Source organism: Paenibacillus sp. NPDC057934, from assembly GCF_042887565.1.
Lineage (GTDB): Bacteria > Bacillota > Bacilli > Paenibacillales > Paenibacillaceae > Paenibacillus_AQ.
The window spans coordinates 899,442-917,476 of sequence record NZ_JBHVPB010000001.1; the positions used below are offsets into that span (position 1 = coordinate 899,442).

An 18,035-nucleotide genomic window follows, 5' to 3' on the forward strand; every position below is an offset into this window, starting at 1 on the left:
ATGTAACTTCTTGACAATAGCTAGAAATCCGAATAGAGTTAAACATATGGTTAAATATGATGATGAACTTTTAGATAATGTTTTCCACGTGCTCTCTGATCCGACGAGAAGAGAAATTCTAAGACGTCTGGGTGTCGGAGAGATGACCGTTATGAATTTGGCGAAACCTTTTGAAATGTCATTGCCAGCGATCTCTAAACATCTAAGGGTGTTAGAAAAGGCTGGTTTAGTTTCGATTCGGAAGGAAGGAACATACCGATATTATTATTTGAATCCAAAGACTGTGGATAAAGCGCACGAGTGGTTAATGGAACTCAGGAACTTCTGGACTCCCCAATTATCTAACCTGGAGCTTTTTTTGGACAATCAATCAAAAGAAGACTGACGGAGGCACTCTTAATGATAACAATGCTGAATGGAAAATACGTGCTTACGCTTCAACATGTTTATAATGCCAGCAAGGAAAGAGTGTTCCTGGCTTGGACGAAGAAAGAACAGTTAGAGCAGTGGTGGGGGCTGGTAGGTTTTACGACGACCGTTGAAATAATGAACGTTGCAGTCGGCGGGAAATACCTTTTTCATATGCAAGCTCCGAATGGTGGTATGGTTTTCACTTTAGAAGGTCAGTACGTCGAGATCGTTCAGAATGAGAAGCTATCATTTACTTGGAAGTGGATGAACGAAGGAGACGATGCAGAGGAAACGCTTGTTACCATTGATTTTGTTGAAAAGGATAATCAAACGGAGCTTGTGATTACACATTCTGCATTCGCCAAGATGAATGTTGTGAAAAGGCATAATAATAACTGGAACAACAATTTAGAAAACGGTTTGCTGAATTATGTAAACTAAAGCCAGGTTGGACGACAAGTTCGTATTGCACCAAGAATCCTGGTAAAATGCCGATTCAGTTTCGAGAGAAGCCCTCGTTTTTAACAGTGGGGCTTTTTTTTTATAATAACAACCAATGCCCAGGAGAGCACAGAACTCCTGAATGAAATTGAGGGAGGGCAGTAAAAGACTTGCTGGGATAATCTCAAATGATTGAAATATCGAACGAATTGAATTATATTATTAGCGAATGATAAATTCATTATTAATGACGGGAGGCACTATGCAGTCAAAAAAAGAAGAAGTGAAACAGCAAATCGAAGCTGCTGCTTTAAAGGTGTTTTTCCGAAAAGGCTTCTCGGACGCCAAAATGAATGATATTGCCGATGAAATCCAAATTTCTGTCGGAAATATTTATACTTATTTTAAAACTAAAAAAGAGTTGTTCTATTCAGTTGTTCCTGTGTCTTTAGTCGATTATTTGAAGCATGTGCTAGTGGAGAATATTCGGATTGATAATCAGATTTCTTTTGATGATGTCAATAATGAGGAAAAATCGGCCCTCGTCCAGGAGCAGGTAAACATATTAACCCAATACCGTATGCAGATCGTCATTATTTTTGAAAGGAACAAAGGGACTGTATATAGTAATGCTAGAAATGAGCTTATCGATCTGATGATCGAAACTAAAAAGCCCTATTTGAAAAATAGTTATAAAAGATATCAAATCGAAACCGAAGAAAACCTGATTTTACTAAACATCATCGCGAGAAATGTCATCAACATGGTTTTGGATTTATTAAAGCGGGAAATGAGTGATGATAGCAGGAAACGGATCTTTGAGGCCCTGAGCCTATACTGGTTGCAAGGAATAAAAAGCATAAATGAATAAAGCTGAGGCAGGGAGCAGCACTGTAATTGAGGGCCGATTTGCACATTTTGAAGCGAAGAAGCTCTTATTTTTTTAATCTAAAAATGAATTTATTATTCACTATTGAGAGATGTAACTATAAAAAGGAGGAACAAAGGATGAAGAGAGGTTATGCATTTAAGAGTTGCAATGTTATTTATGGAGATGCAGGAAGAAGCATAGATAGAAATATGACGATTCTAATCCATGAAAAGGGACTTATAGAGAAGATCGGGAAGGCAAGTGATGTGGTTATTCCAGAAGATTATGAAACGATAGATTTAGCAGGGAAATATGTCATGCCCGGTCTGATCAACGCACACGTCCATCTTTTTGCCGACGGCAAGCCATTTACGCTATCTGTTAACGAAGGGCTGCTGAAGTTTGCATTTCATCATATTTTGGATACGAAACTGGGCAGAAACGTACTGAAGAAAAGGATGAAGCGAAATGCTCTGACCGCACTGCATTCTGGTGTAACAACGATGCGCAGTGTGGGTGAGTTTTTTTATACCGACGTTAAGTTGAGAGACGAGATTAAAGCAAACCAGTTTGTTGGACCTAACCTTCAGGTGTCCGGTTATTTCCTGAGTGTAACTGGCGGGCATGGTGCACCTTATTTGGCTTTGGTTGGCGATTCTCCGTGGGAAGCCAGAAGGAATGTACGAATTAATGTTAAAAATGGTGTAGACCTCATCAAAATCTGCGTGACAGGCGGGGTTACGGATGCTAAAACGGTCGGCGAAGCCGGCCGCTTGCAAATGACGGAGGAAGAGGTTGCTGCCATTTGTGAAGAAGCCCATAAAATCGGCATTCGAGTGGCTGCCCATGTGGAAAGCACTGAAGGCGTGAGAATTGCGCTAAAGGGTGGGGTGGATACGATTGAGCACGGTGCGGAGATGGATGAAGAGATTATACAGCTGTACAAAAATAATCCCAAAGCCTTAAAGGGCTACACCGCCGTGATCCCTACATTACAAGCAGGGTATCCCAGTGCGAAATTGGACACGAGCCTGACGAAGTTGAACGCGACCATTAAGGAAAATTCCCGGCTAGTGTATGACTCTATGCTGAAGGGGTTGCAACAAGCTATAGAACATGATATCAAAATTGGAGTTGGCACGGATGCCGCGATGTCCTTTGTCACTCACTATGATATTTGGCGTGAGTTGGACCATCTTATACGTCAAACGAAGCTGAACACAGCTCAGGTCATTGAACGAGTAACCAAATCAAATGCAGAAATTTTAGGAATCGATCACCTAACGGGAACTATAGATATTGGCAAACAGGCGGATTTAATCGTAATGAAGCACAACCCATTGGACAACATAAAAGCTTTGTCGAATGTAGCTATGGTTATGATCAACGGCAATCTTATACAAACACCATCAGTGACCAGAATTCAAGAAGTGGACGAATTGCTTGATACGGTTTGGGACAGTACTTCATATTCAGAACAATAAACGCTACTTTGGAATTGAACTGGAGAAGCCCACGGTTATAACGGCGGGCTTCTTTTTATTTTTAATACTGAGATAATGTTTCACCTTTATATTTACATACGGAAGACAGCATCATCAATTCCTTCCCTGGCTTGAAGGAGGTTACAGCCATCGCTCCGATCCGTACCCGGCGAAGTTTGTCGCTTCGTCAAAAAATGAATATCACCAACATACTTATTGTCTCTCTAGCGTTGGTCTTCTTCACGGTCAACATCTACCGCGTTGTATTTAATCAGACGCTAGAGAGAACAGCTGCTAATTCGCAGCAAGAAGTCAACTTGATGGCGAAATCGCTGGGCACCGCGCTTCTTTCTGTGCAGAATTTTTCCAAGCTTGCGCTTATCAATCAAGCCACTCAAAACGTACTTAGCCAGAAAGAGGGGACAAGCTCAGACGGGGCTGGTTTGAAATCGATATATAATACGCTGGCTGCCATGCTGGAGTCGGAACCGAATATTGACTCGGTCATTATCGAATCCAACAAAGGTGAGCTTTATTATACGTCGAACCTAACGAATGTTTCGCTGCAAAGTCTCTCGGTCTATCCGAAGGAAGCCATCGACGCGGCAAGGGGTGGGGCGGTCTGGGTGGATACGTTTCGCCCATCGTTTCTATCGGGTACGAAGAACAAGAAGATGATTAGCGTGAGCCGAGTGATCAAGAGCATGGAAAAAGGAACGCCGCTTGGCTATCTATATGTAAATATGGATGAGCGGATGCTCGCACAGTTGTACCATAACGATCAGAATGAGCTGAATTCTACATTAATAGTCAATCCGGATGGAATCATTTTGTCCTCTACGGCAGAGGCATTGGTGAGTAAATCTATTACAGGGTACTCTTATGCTGAATGGGTGAATGGAACCAATGAAGGCAGCCAAATCTTTGATGTAGAAGGGCAAGAGTATCTGGTGTCATTCCAAAAGCTTGAGCCTTATGGCTGGAAGGTTATCCATCTGGTTCCGACCTCGACGTTGACGCAGGGCTATTGGAAAATCACACTGTTAATGATCGTCTTTGCCCTCATCAGTATTTTAACGGCCATCGGACTTTCCACCGTCTTTTCCCGTCTTCTAACTCGGCCCCTGATCCGATTGAGCAAGGCCATTGTCGAAGTGGGGGCCGGGAATCTCAATACGCGTGCCCCAGTTGAAACACAGGATGAATTCAGCCAGCTTGGCACAACGTTCAATGAAATGGTTGATCGCATCCAGGATTTGGTATATCGAGTTGAAGATGAAGCGAAGAAACAGCGGCTTCTGGAGCTAAGGCTCTTGTACTCGCAGATCAAACCTCATTTTTTGTATAACACGCTGGAAACGATACGTTCTATGGCGGTCATGGCCAATGCCAAGGAAATAAGTAACATGCTGAAGGCGCTCGGCGACTTCTTCCGTATCTCTCTTAGTAACGGACAGGAGCTTATTAGCGTAGCGCAAGAAGAGAAGCATCTGAAGAGTTATTTGTACATTCAGCAAATCCGCTTCAGCCGGCTGCAGTACCGCATTCAGTTTGACCCCACCATCAGCACTTGCATGGTGCCGACAATGTTGCTGCAGCCGCTCGTCGAGAATGCCATTCAACATGGCATCAGAATGATGCCGGGTGGAGGTTTATGTGAAATTCTCGGGTTTATGGAGCAGGACGGAGAACAGAAACATCTTTGCTTCGTCGTACGTGATAATGGCAAGGGGATGAGCGCGGAGCAAGAGCGGCAGATCTGGTCGAACAGCGGGGACGAGGAACTGTATAGCTTCGGACTGAAAAATATCCAGGACCGGATCAGACTGCGTTTCGGCGAGCCTTACGGCATTACGATCTTCTCTGAACCCGGCCAGGGAGTGAAGGTGCTGGTCCGGCTGCCGCTGATCCTGAAGGCCATTGAAGCAAAAGGAGGTTGACGAATAGATATGAATACACCACCGATAGGACGCGTCCTGATCGTGGATGATGAATATTATTTTAGGCAGTTATTGATTAATCTCATCGACTGGGGTCGTCTCGGCTTCGAGGTGGCTGCTGAGGCAGAAGATGGCGTAATGGCCCTGAAGATGATTGAGGAGCAAGGGATTGACCTCATTATTACGGATATTGAGATGCCACAAATGAACGGTCTCGATTTCGTGAAGGCGATCCGTGGCATGCAGTCGTCCGCGAAGCTGATGTTTATCACAAGCTACGATGTGTTTGGGTATGCGCAAACGGCGATTTCGCTCGGAGCAGACTACTACTTATTGAAGCCGATCGACGAGGAAGTGCTTGAAACAGCGCTTTTGAAGATCCGTGCGCAGCTGACTGAGAAGTGGGAGGAGCTTCGTTATATTGACCGTTTAAAAAAAGAGGCTGGCTATACACCCGCGCCGGAAGAGGGACAGCAGCCTGCCGGAGGAAAACAACTGATTAGGAATGCAATGGCTTTTGTGAAAGAACAATATGCCGACGAGAAGCTCTCGCTTCAGCACACGGCCAACGCTCTGTTTGTTAATCCCAGCTATTTAAGTCATGCCTTCAAGAAGGAAGCCGGGGAGTCCTTTGTCGAGTATGTGACGAATGTTAGGCTGAGCAAAGCGATGGAAATATTGCGGCAAGGGCCTTCTGACGAGCCGCCAAAGGTTGCGACCGTAGCGTATCAAGTCGGTTATAACGACCCTTTCTACTTCAGCAAATGCTTTAAGAAGAAATTCGGAATCACTCCGAATAAAGTGAACGCAGTTCCTATCTAGTGAGAGCCTGGATGATGTGCTGCCAAAGCCCGGCATTTCTGCCGGGTTTTTTATATGGAATATTTAATGGCTTCCAACCAAATATCTGCGTTTCATGAAAGAGCTTTGTTACCCACGAATTAATTTCAGGTAAACTTTCGCCTTTATATTTCTAGTATGTAAACCCTATGTTAACTATGGTAACATACCTAAAAAAATTACTGGTGGAACAAATATTTATCCATTCGTCGCCCGTTGAAGTGTTGTTAAGATTATCCCTGTAATTTAAATCCGTTAAACCTTGAAAGGTGGTCCAAGACAGATGTTTGGTAAAAAGCTTGGCATGGTGGCAGTATCGGTCTCTTTGGTTAGTATGGCGCTTACGGCTTGCGGAGGAACAGGAACTGAGGAGAAAGCAGGAAACAATCAGCCAAAAGATGCGGCGGTAGCGGACAGCAGCAAAACGATAACGTTTTGGGCATTCGATACAGACCCTATCTTCCAGGCTTCTGCAGAAGCTGCTGCATCAGAAATGGGTGTTAAGCTGAATTACGAGTATATACAGGATGAAACGTACAAAACAAAGATCAGCGTAGCCCTTGCGGCGAACGAACTGCCGGATGTATTCGAACAGCATGCGGGACTATCATTCCGGACCCCGGTGTTGCAATTAAAGACGGCCGCTCCGCTGAACGATGTGTTGGAATCGACGGGGCTCGGTTCGAAATTTTTGGACAATCGGTTGGTAAAAGAAGAGGATGGCAACATTTACTCCGTTCCATCTAACATCAGCACGACACTGGTTCTCTACTATAACAAAAAGCTGGTTAACAAGCTTGGGGTGTCTGCTCCTACAACATGGGATGACCTCCAGTCGATCGTTAAAGCCGCTAACGATAAAGGGCTGATTCCGATCGCTCTTGGTGGCAAGGAAAGATGGCAGGGTGATCTTTTGTACAACATGTTAGTCTTGCGTGAGAATGCAGACGCATTTGATCATGCCATGGGCGGCCAAGCGAAGTTTACTGATGCACCGTTCGTTGAAGCAGCCAACAAGATTCGCACGCTGGTGGACACGAATGCCTTCCAGAAGGGATTCCTCGGCTCGGCTTATCTGGATGCGCAAGAATTGTTCAAGACCAATAAAGCTGTAATGTGGGTGGATGGCAGCTTTAACTTCTCGTCTCTGTCGAGTGCGATGGGGGATGACCTCGGGTACATCGTATTCCCTAAGACGGGTGCGGAAGATCCATACAGTGCAACAATCGGTTTCCAGAATGAAAAAGCACCTTATTCCCTGTTTGCTAACAACAGTTCGAAGAATGTGGAAGAAGCCAAGGAATTTGCGGTTCGTATGTCCCTGAAGCTTAATGACGAGTTTGTTAGAAAAGGGCTGCCCGGCTATGCAAAAAGTGATGTGAAATCGGAGACTCAGAACGAACAGCTCTCCGCTTATACAACGGATATCGGTAAAACCAAGAAAACGCAAGCGATCTGGTTCGGTCTTGTTCCAGCGGCTGTCGGCCAGGAATATCGCGATTTGACGCAACAATTGTATGGTTCCGCGTTGACTGCAGAGCAATTTACGACTCAATTAGAAACTACACTACGCAAGACGGAGTAGGTTCGGTATTGGACAAGCTCTAAGACACTTCTGCATTACAAAGAGTTAAAAATTCTGGAAAAAGCGGTGCAGTCGCTTCAGGCCGCATCGCTTTTTATATAACCTGATAGGTGGATCACTCATGGAAAAGGCGCTATCAAGCAAAAAGATGCTCGCTTTGTTTATATTGCCCGGCCTTATTATATTCTTGACCTTTTATTTTGTACCTATTTTGATTACGGCTTATTACAGTCTGCAAAAATGGGATGGCATCAACGAGATGACATTCATTGGACTGGATAACTTCGTACAAATGTTCACGAAAGACACGAGCTTCTGGAAAGCGGTCTGGAACAGTCTCGCCTTTATTGCTGTTGGTGTGTTCATTCAGTTGCCCATCTCCTTTGCCCTTGCCCTCCTGGTATCCCGGAAAGTAAAAGGGAGCAAATGGTTCCGCAACATTTATTTCTTCCCTGTGGTGATGTCAACGACAATGGTTAGTTTGCTATGGGTCAAAATTTACGATCCAAACGTCGGCATGCTGAACGATTTATTAGAAGCTATCGGGCTGGGGAGCCTGGCTCAGGCGTGGCTTGGAGATACCAGTACCGCACTGCTGTCTGTCCTCATCGTAACCACTTGGCATTATGTTGGCTACAATATGCTAATGCTGTTCGCTGGTATTCAGGGAATACCGGAGCAGTATTACGAAGCAGCTAAGCTGGATGGCGCTACAGGCTGGATCGCCGTACGTCACATTACACTGCCGCTAATTGCTGATGTTATTCGGATATGCGTCGTCCTGAATGTGATCTATGCACTCAAAACGTTCGAAAGTGTGTATGTGATGACGAATGGAGGGCCGCTTCATTCCACGACAATGATTGCACTGAAGATGTTTCAGGAAGCATTCCTGAAGCAAAATTTCGGATACGGAAGCGCGCTGGCTGTCTTTATGGTACTGGAATGCCTCGTCATTGCCTGGGTGCTCAACAAGGTCATGACCCGAGAAAAAATCGAATACTAAAGGAGGACCGATGATGCTCAAGACCACTCAAAAAGTCAGTCTCTATTTCGTAATGTCCATCATAGCTGTCCTCCAGTTGTTCCCGCTCTACTGGCTTATTGTAAGTGCGTTTAAAGACAATTCAGAGATTATCGGCGAAGCCGTGTGGGCGCTGCCCAAGGTATGGCGTTTTGACAATTTCGTCGAGGCGTGGATAAGCGCCAAAGTCAATCAATACTTTTTCAACAGTGTACTCGTTACGATCGTTACGCTTTGTTGCGTGTTATTGTTGTCATCTATGATGGCATATGCGGTGACTCGCATGAGATTCAGATGGAATAACCTGATTCTGTTTATCCTGTTGATGGGCGTTATGGTGCCAATTCACGCGACCCTGATCCCGCTCTTTATGATTCTGAAAAATCTGGGCATTCTCAGCTCGAGATTGTCTATCATTATGCCGTACATCGCAGTCAATCTGCCAATCGGCGTATATATCCTGTCAGCTTTTTTACGGAGTATGCCCAAGGAGCTTGAGGAAGCCGCTTTTATGGATGGTTGCGGTGTCTTGAAATCATTCTTCAAAGTAGTGCTGCCGCTTCTGAAGCCGCCGCTCGCTTCGGTCGCCATCTTCGTATTTCTGGCCGTATGGAACGAGCTGCTGATGGCGGCTACCTTTATTCAAAAGGATACGCTGCGGACGCTGCCGCTGGGTCTGATGAATTTCAGCGGACAGTACAGCATCAGTTGGGGTCCACTGGCGGCTGCCATGGTTATTTCCACGATCCCGATCATCCTGGCCTACGTGTTATTCAGTGAACAGATGGAGAAGAGTTTTACAGCAGGTTCAATTCTAAAGTAAATGTAGAGGAATGGAGAACGAGAACGTTATGGCTAAGTCAAGTGGAAAAGGAAACACCGTCAACATCGCTATTCTTGCCACCTCCGATCTCCACGGCAATATTTGGGGATATCGCTACGAAGACGGTGCGGAGACATCCAATGATGGGATGACGAGAGTTGCAACTTATGTTCGGGAGGTGAGGGGGAGCGGTGCAGAGGTCATTTTGATCGATAATGGCGATTTGTACCAGGGGAATATCCTGACCGACGATGTGTACAACAAGCGGCCGGATGTAAAGCATCCGGTGTCAGAAGCGCTCAATGCGATGGGATATGCTGCTATGACTTTAGGTAATCACGACTTCAACTTCGGACTTGGTTTAGTTCGGAAAAGCATCAAGGAGCTGAATTTCCCCGTCCTGGCAGCCAACGCATGGTACAACAATGGAGAACCGTTCGCGGAACCTTATACCATCGTGGAGATACACGGTATTAAGGTGGCGATCATCGGGCTGACGAATCCGAATATCCCGAGATGGGACGGAGAGAAGGTAAGTGATCTGTGTTTTGGCCCTATGGCCGAAACAGCGCTCGATCTGGTGGCATCGCTCAAAGCTGAGGGATTAGCAGACATCATCATTGTTAGCGCCCATGCTGGAATGGTCGCGGAGTTCGATGTAGAAGGAGGCTCCGATTCCGCTGAACGTATTGCCACGCTCGTCCCGAATACGGATGTGCTGGTGGTCGGGCATATGCACATTCCTGTCAAGGATAGAATCGGCGATACGATCATCGGAGGTCCGCGTAACCTAGGCCGTGAAGTCGTCCGCTTCGATCTTACCATAGAGCTGGACGGCGAACAGCCGAGAATCGTCACACGCGAAGTCTCAATTGTAGATATGGGAGCTTACCCGCCAGACCCCGATTTCCGGGAACTCTTCCGGGAGGCACATGAAGAGACGATTCGTTTCATTGAAAATGGAGGAGGCGCTTCATCTTCCTTGCCGAGCGGAGGCATTCTGGGTCAAGCAACAGCTAACTTCCAGCCGCAAGAAGAGATTAGGGGAGTTCCGGAATGGAAGCTAAGAGATACGGCTGTCATCAAGCTGATCCAGAAGGCGATGCTTCAGTGCAGCGGTGCTGACGTAATCTCGACGACTCTTTTTTCGGATAAGGCAGATTTAAAGCAAGGAAACATTAGCTACGCGAATCTATTTAGCGTCTATCCCTTCGATAATCTACTCTACATCGTTACTGTGACCGGCAAAGAATTGAAGGCTTACATGGAAATCTCTGCGGCACATTATAATCAATGGAAAGAAGGAGATCTTTCGATCAGCTTCGACCCGGAAGTGCCAAGCTACCTCTATGACCTATTTGCCGGTATCAATTACGGTATCGACCTGTCGAAGCCCGCTGGAGAGCGCATCGTTAATGTCATGTTCCAAGGCCGTCCACTTGCGGATACGGATGAGCTACAGCTCGCGGTCAACAATTATCGGTACAGTAGTCTACTGAAAGCATCTAAATTAGTGAGTGCTAAGAAGCATTGGGAGTCATCTTGCAGCATCCGTGATTGCCTTGTGGACTATGTACGGGAACATCAAACGCTATCTCCCGAAGTCGACAATAATTGGTCAATTGTAGGGATCGATTTAAGCAGCCCCTACCGGGACGAAGTCATTAGACTCGTCAACGAAGGCAAGCTTGATTCTCCGTACGATAAGTCACTTAATGTTAATGAGTTGCTGGAAGCGGGATGGCTTTCTTGATTTTTATAGAAAATGGTTTATAATGGAATAAAATATATGATCGGTGGGATAAATACAGTGATGATGACGGTGTTCCTGACAGAAGTAAAAGGGTGATTTCAACCTAATAACGTATGAGCAAGACTGAAGCACTCTTTATTATTATGAAGGGTTCGTTTTCCGATGTCTTTGTTCATACACTCTGTTATGAATTCTCATCATTATCATCGCTTTCGTACTCAATGCTATGGACAGGTATGTTCTATTTGGCATTCGTATGATTAAAAAGCCGTGGGATGAACGTTAGTTCATTCTGCGGCTTTTTGTGTTTTCTCAAAAGGATCTCAAAAGGAGAGGTTAAAAATGGGTCACAGTAAACCGGAAGTCTCGATGGAAGAAGTGCAGAAGTTGGTTAAAGCTCACTTTGGGAAATCTGCTGAGAGCATACAGACAATCGAAGGTGGCAATTTTAGCAGCGTTTTCTCATTTGCGATTGAGCAAAGTGAATACGTTATTCGCTTTAACGTCGACCAAGAAGCCTTTGTAACAGAAGATTATGTAGCGAATTTACTTGCTTCTAATCATGTGCTATTTCCACAGACATTAGGATCAGGGAAAGTGGGCACATTGAAATTTTGTATTTCAGAGAAGATAAAAGGCAAGCCACTAGCTGAGTATGACGTAAATCAGAGAACCCAGCTACTCCCGGATCTAATTCATCAAATTACAAGGATGAACCAGGTGTCTTTGACAAGTAAACAAGGATTCGGGGATCTGAGACCAGATGGATCTGGAAGCCATGAGAACTGGGAGGATGTTATTAGAGCAGTTTATGCAGAGGATCAACCAGGAACCTTTTGGGAAAATTGGCATGCGTTATTTGATACCACTTGCCTTGAACGTGATGTTTTTACCGAATGCTATGCCCGACTACTTGATTACAGCAAATATAACGCTCCTCATCGCTACTTCGTACACGGCGATTGTCATGAATGGAATATCCTTTCCGATGGCTGCAAGATCACGGGGATTATTGACGGCAACTTTATGTATGGAGATTTTCTGATTGATATTGCTACAATTGAGCATATCGTTCCTAACAGGGATTTAGCCGTTGATTTTGGGAGTTATTATGAGGAAATGGGAGTATCGATTCCTGATTTTACTAACCGATTGATCGGTGCTCGATATTTTAAAGGCTTGGACGGATTACGATTCTTTGCAAAAATGGGCTGGGATCATGCATATATTGAACTGCGAGACAGCCTGTTGTCTTTGTCGAAATGATAGAGCAACATTCAAGATGAACAAAAGAAAGTAACAAAAAGCGAGGAGGAACGTAGGGGGGGGAGTTTGGAACTGTAGGAGCGCAGGCTATCTCCAGATTTCAACCGCTAGATAGTGACGACCGAGCCTTACGTTAGAATCTTAAGTTTATCATATAATAGAAGGGTTGTTCCGTATGAGAACTCAACCACATGATGAACAGGTTATCGCCAAATGTTTTAACAAATTAGGGGTCAGTGAGGAAGAGACTAAGCTATCAAAAATAATATCAGGTGGCAGCGGTGTGATTGTAGCAGAATTACTCAATTGTTAGAGAATCAGCTGGTCAGCTGGATATGTTTTATATTATCCCGACCATATACTTCGCCGTGTTTTAGAAGCGATTTAAGTTAGTGTTATTTCCACGGTTCCACCGGGCAGCCCGGAGGAGCGGTCGCACTATATTTATTTCAATTTGAAGGTACTTTCACTCAGAGAAGACGATTATCCACTTGAATGTTTGTTAAATAGGGCGTACGAGTTGAAGGAAACACTTCCTAGTTCGAATCGGACTATTGTTGGAATTGGGAATCAATCCGCTGAAGAGTATAACAATAACTATTTCATCTCAAAGGGTTATATTTATGCGAAGAGCCTATATACAATGCGGCGAGACTTATCCGAGGTGATTGAAGAGACCGTTCTCACTGCCCCCTATCGATGTTTAGAAGAGACATTGGACTCAGAGGAACGTATGGAGGAATACTTAGCAGTTGATTTGGAAATTTGGCCGGATGCCCCGATTGGACATAAGCAGTTGATTGATAAACAGAAGAATTCTTCGTAAACTATTGTTATTGTCAGGGAAGAGGAAACCTTTGTAGGGAGTGTCATGGCTTGGATTGATGAAGATGGGGATGGAATTATTGAAGATCTATTTGTGAGAAATCCTTATCGAAAACATGGGATTGCAAAGTATTTGCTATCTCAGGCATTAACATATCTCAAAGACCACGGTTGTACATCCGCAGAACTTCAAGTCGAAACAGCCAATAGTTCCGCACTATCTTTATATCACTCCGCTGGCTTCAATGGAGTATCGGAAGAAGTTCGTTATCTTTGAGAGCTCTAAACCAAACCCCAGCCAATCGGCTGGGGTTTGGTTTATGCTGCGGGATAGGGATAGAGCGCACTCATGCCATCAGCAATGAATCACAGCTATCCATTAACTTTAATACTAACTTCTCCGCTTGAAAGATACTCCTCATCGCCATTCTCATACCTGACTTTCAGGCGACAATTGTCATCAATATCAATAGCCGTTGCCTGGCATTGTTTGTTCTCCTTCAGCACAGTTACGACTTTGCCAAGGAAAAATATACGCTTTTTATACTCAGGCAGAAATAACCTGTCCGTCAAACGTGCATAGAAAACCATGAAATTATTGAGGATCTCAGCCGCTAGTCGGTTACGAAGATCTCCGCTGTTCTTATCATCTGAAAATACAGATGTAGCGATATCTGTAATCTCTTCAGGAAATCCATGAGAGGGTAGTGATACATTAATACCAATGCCGAGAACAGCATAATCAAGCCAACCACTTTCCAGTGAAAGGGCGGCTTCAGTAAGGATTCCGCAGACCTTTTTACCGTCCATGAATACGTCGTTAACCCATTTTATCTGCGTGTCCTTATGGGCTATACTCTCGATGGCCATCGAAACAGCGACAGCAGCGGATGTCGTGAGAAGAAAAGAATCTTGCGCTGAGATCTTCGGACGTAGAAGGATACTCATATAGATCCCCGTTCCCGAGGGAGAAAAGAACTGCCGGCTTTTTCTACCGCGTCCTGCTGTCTGTTCTTCCGAAAGGACCACTATGCCCTCAGTTGCTCCGTTCAAGGCGAGTTTTTTAACGGCTTCATTTGTTGATGGTACTGTCTTGAGAACTTCAATTTGCAGATTCTTAGACTCGATATTTAAGTAATTCGAAATTGCAACAGCAGATAGAATATCCGTATTAGGTGATAGTGAATATCCTTTATTTGTTACAGCGGTTATGGAGTAGCCTTCGTTCTGCAGCGATTTGATCGACTTCCAAACAGCGCTGCGGGTAACGGATAGCTTTCCAGCTATCTCCTCGCCGGAGATATATTCGCCCCTGTTGCCGTCGAGTAAAGCTAGAATACGTTCTTTTACCGTCATGGCAATAAACCCCCACTAATAGATGCCTAACAACCTTATCCCTATATTTTAACATGCTTATCTAGTCAATAACCAGCTATAAAAGTTAAGTACATGAATGATCTATTTAAGTGTTTGATTGTGAACCTACAATAATTTTGGGTTTACAATTGAAATTCACTCTATTATAATTCAGCGTATGGAACAGCTCGTTAGCTTAATCAAATACATTTTACATTCCCAATGGAGGTCTATTTCTTGAAAACAAAAGAACTTGTCTATGCGGCATTATTCGCCGCTCTAATCGCGGTGCTGGGTCTGATCCCACCTATACCACTCGGATTCATTCCCGTTCCAATCACTGCTCAGACATTGGGTGTCATGTTAGCTGGATGTTTTCTGGGCAGAAAAACCGGCGGCCTAAGTCTTGTTCTTTTCATCATTCTCGTGGCCATTGGATTACCTGTGCTGACAGGCGGACACGGTGGTCTGGTGGCGTTGGTTGGACCGTCTGCAGGTTACATATTCAGCTGGCCGATTTCGGCCTTTCTCATCGGATGGGCTTCCGAGAAAATCTGGTTGCAGGTCAAAACGTGGAAGCTGGTTGTCGTGAATCTGATTTTTGGTGTAATAGTGGTGTATCTCATTGGTGCCCCTGTCATGGCTCTGATTACAAATACGTCCATTTGGGCTGCCTTAATAGGTTCGATAGCCTTTGTTCCAGGTGATATTATTAAAGCCGTCATTGCAGCCATCATTACGATGCAGCTTAAAGCGATTAGCCCTATTGAAGAAAAAGTACAGGCTTAGAACCATTGCTTCAATAGACCTGAGCGAATGATTACACTTTGGCGAAAGCCAAAGCCTTCCAGACTGGTTACTACCGAGCTGGAGGGCTTTTTCTCGGCTTCGAAGTAACGAAGGGAGTAACACAAATGCTTGTTTTTGATCAAGTTAATTATCATTACCGCCGAGAGCATCCTATCATTCAAGATGTGAGCTTCGAAGTTCAAGAAGGAGAATTTGTCGCCATCGTCGGAGGGAACGGAAGCGGGAAATCCACACTTGCCAAGTTGATGAACGGATTGCTACTGCCCAGGAAAGGACAAGTAAGATTTAATCATTTGAATACCCTTCAGAATGTGGATTTGAAAAAGATTCGTGAGCAGATCGGACTGGTCTTTCAGAATCCTGAAGATCAATTTATTACGACAACCGTTTTAGATGAAGTCGTATTCGGATTGGAAAATCTTCGCATCGCAAGAGAAGAAATGATGCCACGGGTACAAGAGGCATTACAAGCAGTCCGTATGGAAGAATACATGGACGCGATGCCGCATCAGCTGTCAGGAGGCCAGAAACAACGGGTTGCGATTGCGGCTATTCTGGCCATGCGTCCTTCTTTCCTGGTGTTCGATGAGGCAACCTCCATGCTTGATCCGCAGGAGAGAAAGGACATCCTTGAGGTGATGCGCACCCTTCATCGTTCAGGGTTGACGATCATCCATATCACTCACCATATGGATGAGATCCTTTCGGCAGATCGGGTTCTCCTTCTGAGTAACGGAAGCATCTGTTTCGACGGTACGCCGTCAGACTTGTTCAAGACCGAATCTCTGGCCGACCAGTTGGCTCCTCCCTTTGCTGTTAGGCTGCATCGTGAGCTCAGGTTAAATGTCCCCTTGGGTTCGGATTGGAAGGAGACGATCACCACCTTATGGTCTATGCGTTAAAGGATGTAAATGTAAGTATGAACGGCAGAGAGGTCCTGCAATCTTTGAGTTGTACGCTTCAGGAAGGGAAGTGGATCTCTGTCATAGGTCACAACGGGGCCGGTAAGTCCACTTTTGCCAAACTTATAAAAGGTCTGATCCCTTCATTCAGGGGGGAATATACTTTTAACCAACAGCCGCTTCCGCGGGACAGTAAAGGGAATATGAAGGTCGTTCCACAGATAGGCTATGTGTTTCAGAATCCGGAGCAGCAAATTTTTGAAACAACTGTTTATAAAGAACTCGCCTTTGCTCAGAAAATAAGAAATGGCCCCACTGGGGATACGCAGGCGGCAATAGAATCTATTATGCAGCAAATGGGGCTCTCGTCAGACCTTCTGGACGCGTCTCCATACCAGCTCAGCGGGGGACAAAAGCGGCGTGTCGCCATTGCTTCGGTGCTTATTGCAGATCCCGAGTTGCTAATTCTGGATGAACCCACTGTTGGACTTGATCCCTTAAGCAGGATCGCGCTCCTTGACCAGATCAAAGCATGGCAGCAGACAAAGAATCGAACGGTAATCTTCATTTCTCATCAGATGGAAGATGTTGCTGAATATTCGGATGAGGTTATGATCTTTAATAGTGGACGTTTATTGGTACAGATGAATACGAATGAGCTTTTTTTACAACATACAGAGTTCATGGAGCAAGCAGGGCTGCCTTTACCGGAGCCTGTACAACTCCTTAAGCTGATCGAGGAATTGTCCGGCCGTATTATAGAACCAGTCAGTTGCAGAGAAGCGGACATTATGCAGCAGGTTAGATCAGTCTGGCAGGCAAGGGGTATTCAACATGATGGATAAAATCATACTGGGTCAATATGCGGATACTGGCTCAGTCATTCACCGGCTGGATCCCCGAACCAAACTATTGAGCATTCTTGTCATCATGATTAGTTTTCTTCTGCTTAAAACATTTGCCGGATATGTAGCGACAACTGTCCTGGTGGCAGGGTTAATCCTGACCGCTAAATTGCCGGTTGTAATGGTCTTCAGAGGATTAAAGCCTATTCTCTTCATTCTGTCCTTCACCTTTTTGTATCATGTCGTGCTGACCGATGGAACGCCGCTCTGGCCAGGCTTCTTTCTAAAAGTAACACTAGAAGGGATAAAGAACGGCAGCTTTATTGTTTGGAGAATGATATTGCTGATCTTACTTGCTTCGGTGCTCACGTTAACAACCAAACCGCTGGATCTGGCGAAGGGTCTTGAAAAGCTGCTTAAACCGCTGTCTCGCTTAGGCGTTCCGGTCGAAGCTTTTGCACTGATGATCGTACTCGCCATCCGGTTTATACCAACGATCATCCAAGAGCTTGATCGCATTATGCTGGCTCGAAAGGCTAGAGGGTATGACACTACGTCTACCAAAGGCTATAAGAAGATCGTTGCTTATACTTCAATACTGATTCCGCTATTCGTTACAACGATTCAGCGAGCGGAGCAACTGTCTTTAGCAATCGATGCGAGAGCCTACGGAGATGGAAGGGGCCGAACTTCCTATAAGGAGCTGAATTTCGCGCAGGCGGATTATGCCGCAGGCGGATTAACGTTTGCTTTTGTAGTGCTAATCCTTTGCCTGTGAGTTGCAAAAGAACAATTAAGCTAAGCGTATTATAGAGTCACATTAGAATAATATCTGATGTGACTTTTTTGTATACAGATT

Annotated in this window: 18 protein-coding genes; 17 read left to right on the top strand and 1 reads right to left on the bottom strand. The window is 45.0% G+C overall.

Features of this window, described 5'->3' with window-relative positions; all coding sequences use genetic code 11:
- Positions 1-46 precede the first annotated feature (46 nt).
- The 13 genes from ACFVRY_RS04305 (at position 47) to ACFVRY_RS04365 (ending at position 13,540) form a co-directional block, all read left to right on the top strand.
- Entirely contained in the window at positions 47-385 is a 339-nt protein-coding gene (locus tag ACFVRY_RS04305) for an ArsR/SmtB family transcription factor (RefSeq protein WP_066366735.1), read from the top strand.
- 14 nt (positions 386-399) lie between these two features.
- The gene (locus tag ACFVRY_RS04310; RefSeq protein WP_387497625.1) at positions 400-852 is read left to right on the top strand and encodes an SRPBCC family protein; all 453 of its coding nucleotides are present in this window, start codon (positions 400-402) and stop codon (positions 850-852) included.
- A gap of 262 nt (positions 853-1,114) precedes the next feature.
- Positions 1,115-1,723 carry a TetR/AcrR family transcriptional regulator gene (locus tag ACFVRY_RS04315; protein ID WP_387497627.1) on the top strand — a complete coding sequence of 203 codons (609 nt, stop codon included), beginning with the start codon at positions 1,115-1,117 and terminating at the stop codon, positions 1,721-1,723.
- Between the two features lie 137 nt (positions 1,724-1,860).
- A complete protein-coding gene (locus ACFVRY_RS04320; RefSeq protein ID WP_387497629.1) occupies positions 1,861-3,207 on the top strand; it encodes a metal-dependent hydrolase family protein in 1,347 nt (448 codons plus the stop codon).
- Positions 3,208-3,338: 131 nt separating this feature from the next.
- Entirely contained in the window at positions 3,339-5,147 is a 1,809-nt protein-coding gene (locus ACFVRY_RS04325) for a cache domain-containing sensor histidine kinase (RefSeq protein WP_387497631.1), read from the top strand.
- Between the two features lie 9 nt (positions 5,148-5,156).
- A complete protein-coding gene (locus tag ACFVRY_RS04330) occupies positions 5,157-5,969 on the top strand; it encodes a response regulator (RefSeq protein WP_387497633.1) in 813 nt (270 codons plus the stop codon).
- Between the two features lie 301 nt (positions 5,970-6,270).
- On the top strand, positions 6,271-7,572 hold the full coding sequence (locus tag ACFVRY_RS04335) for an ABC transporter substrate-binding protein (protein ID WP_387497635.1): 1,302 nt from the start codon (positions 6,271-6,273) through the stop codon (positions 7,570-7,572).
- A gap of 121 nt (positions 7,573-7,693) precedes the next feature.
- Positions 7,694-8,578: a carbohydrate ABC transporter permease gene (locus ACFVRY_RS04340; protein ID WP_387497637.1), complete on the top strand. Its 885-nt coding sequence runs from the start codon at positions 7,694-7,696 to the stop codon at positions 8,576-8,578.
- Positions 8,579-8,588: 10 nt separating this feature from the next.
- Positions 8,589-9,419, top strand: a complete 831-nt coding sequence (locus tag ACFVRY_RS04345) for a carbohydrate ABC transporter permease (RefSeq protein WP_387497639.1) — start codon at positions 8,589-8,591, stop codon at positions 9,417-9,419.
- Between the two features lie 28 nt (positions 9,420-9,447).
- Positions 9,448-11,172, top strand: a complete 1,725-nt coding sequence (locus ACFVRY_RS04350; protein ID WP_387497641.1) for a bifunctional metallophosphatase/5'-nucleotidase — start codon at positions 9,448-9,450, stop codon at positions 11,170-11,172.
- A gap of 342 nt (positions 11,173-11,514) precedes the next feature.
- The gene (locus ACFVRY_RS04355) at positions 11,515-12,438 is read left to right on the top strand and encodes an aminoglycoside phosphotransferase family protein (protein WP_387497643.1); all 924 of its coding nucleotides are present in this window, start codon (positions 11,515-11,517) and stop codon (positions 12,436-12,438) included.
- A gap of 175 nt (positions 12,439-12,613) precedes the next feature.
- Entirely contained in the window at positions 12,614-12,751 is a 138-nt protein-coding gene (locus ACFVRY_RS04360; protein ID WP_387497645.1) for a hypothetical protein, read from the top strand.
- A 522-nt stretch (positions 12,752-13,273) separates the two neighbouring features.
- Complete coding sequence (locus ACFVRY_RS04365) at positions 13,274-13,540, top strand: GNAT family N-acetyltransferase (protein ID WP_387497771.1); 267 nt, start codon at positions 13,274-13,276, stop codon at positions 13,538-13,540.
- Between the two features lie 95 nt (positions 13,541-13,635).
- Here the strand turns inward: ACFVRY_RS04365 and ACFVRY_RS04370 are convergent, their stop codons facing one another.
- Complete coding sequence (locus ACFVRY_RS04370; protein WP_387497647.1) at positions 13,636-14,619, bottom strand: biotin--[acetyl-CoA-carboxylase] ligase; 984 nt, start codon at positions 14,617-14,619, stop codon at positions 13,636-13,638.
- A gap of 237 nt (positions 14,620-14,856) precedes the next feature.
- Between ACFVRY_RS04370 and ACFVRY_RS04375 the strand changes: the two genes are divergently transcribed.
- The 4 genes from ACFVRY_RS04375 to ACFVRY_RS04390 are packed head-to-tail and all read left to right on the top strand — an operon-like array spanning position 14,857 to position 17,954.
- A complete protein-coding gene (locus tag ACFVRY_RS04375; RefSeq protein WP_387497649.1) occupies positions 14,857-15,408 on the top strand; it encodes a biotin transporter BioY in 552 nt (183 codons plus the stop codon).
- Between the two features lie 38 nt (positions 15,409-15,446).
- On the top strand, positions 15,447-16,331 hold the full coding sequence (locus ACFVRY_RS04380) for an energy-coupling factor transporter ATPase (RefSeq protein ID WP_387497651.1): 885 nt from the start codon (positions 15,447-15,449) through the stop codon (positions 16,329-16,331).
- 17 nt (positions 16,332-16,348) lie between these two features.
- Positions 16,349-17,176 (top strand): ATP-binding cassette domain-containing protein, encoded by an 828-nt coding sequence (locus ACFVRY_RS04385; RefSeq protein ID WP_387497653.1) that lies wholly within the window; start codon positions 16,349-16,351, stop codon positions 17,174-17,176.
- Positions 17,166-17,954, top strand: coding sequence for an energy-coupling factor transporter transmembrane component T family protein (locus ACFVRY_RS04390; RefSeq protein ID WP_387497655.1), 789 nt, complete (start codon positions 17,166-17,168; stop codon positions 17,952-17,954). Before ACFVRY_RS04385 ends, ACFVRY_RS04390 begins: the two co-directional genes overlap by 11 nt.
- Positions 17,955-18,035: the final 81 nt, after the last annotated feature.

What these genes read in the sequence shown, in the direction of transcription:
- ACFVRY_RS04335 (WP_387497635.1), top strand. Translation starts at nt 6,271, where the DNA reads ATGTTTGGTAAAAAGCTTGGCATGGTGGCAGTATCGGTCTCTTTGGTT.
- ACFVRY_RS04320 (WP_387497629.1), top strand. Translation starts at nt 1,861, where the DNA reads ATGAAGAGAGGTTATGCATTTAAGAGTTGCAATGTTATTTATGGAGAT.
- ACFVRY_RS04310 (WP_387497625.1), top strand. Translation starts at nt 400, where the DNA reads ATGATAACAATGCTGAATGGAAAATACGTGCTTACGCTTCAACATGTT.
- ACFVRY_RS04315 (WP_387497627.1), top strand. Translation starts at nt 1,115, where the DNA reads ATGCAGTCAAAAAAAGAAGAAGTGAAACAGCAAATCGAAGCTGCTGCT.
- ACFVRY_RS04355 (WP_387497643.1), top strand. Translation starts at nt 11,515, where the DNA reads ATGGGTCACAGTAAACCGGAAGTCTCGATGGAAGAAGTGCAGAAGTTG.
- ACFVRY_RS04330 (WP_387497633.1), top strand. Translation starts at nt 5,157, where the DNA reads ATGAATACACCACCGATAGGACGCGTCCTGATCGTGGATGATGAATAT.
- ACFVRY_RS04385 (WP_387497653.1), top strand. Translation starts at nt 16,349, where the DNA reads ATGAACGGCAGAGAGGTCCTGCAATCTTTGAGTTGTACGCTTCAGGAA.
- ACFVRY_RS04305 (WP_066366735.1), top strand. Translation starts at nt 47, where the DNA reads ATGGTTAAATATGATGATGAACTTTTAGATAATGTTTTCCACGTGCTC.
- ACFVRY_RS04370 (WP_387497647.1), bottom strand. Translation starts at nt 14,619, where the DNA reads ATGACGGTAAAAGAACGTATTCTAGCTTTACTCGACGGCAACAGGGGC.
- ACFVRY_RS04345 (WP_387497639.1), top strand. Translation starts at nt 8,589, where the DNA reads ATGATGCTCAAGACCACTCAAAAAGTCAGTCTCTATTTCGTAATGTCC.
- ACFVRY_RS04360 (WP_387497645.1), top strand. Translation starts at nt 12,614, where the DNA reads ATGAGAACTCAACCACATGATGAACAGGTTATCGCCAAATGTTTTAAC.
- ACFVRY_RS04340 (WP_387497637.1), top strand. Translation starts at nt 7,694, where the DNA reads ATGGAAAAGGCGCTATCAAGCAAAAAGATGCTCGCTTTGTTTATATTG.
- ACFVRY_RS04350 (WP_387497641.1), top strand. Translation starts at nt 9,448, where the DNA reads ATGGCTAAGTCAAGTGGAAAAGGAAACACCGTCAACATCGCTATTCTT.
- ACFVRY_RS04390 (WP_387497655.1), top strand. Translation starts at nt 17,166, where the DNA reads ATGATGGATAAAATCATACTGGGTCAATATGCGGATACTGGCTCAGTC.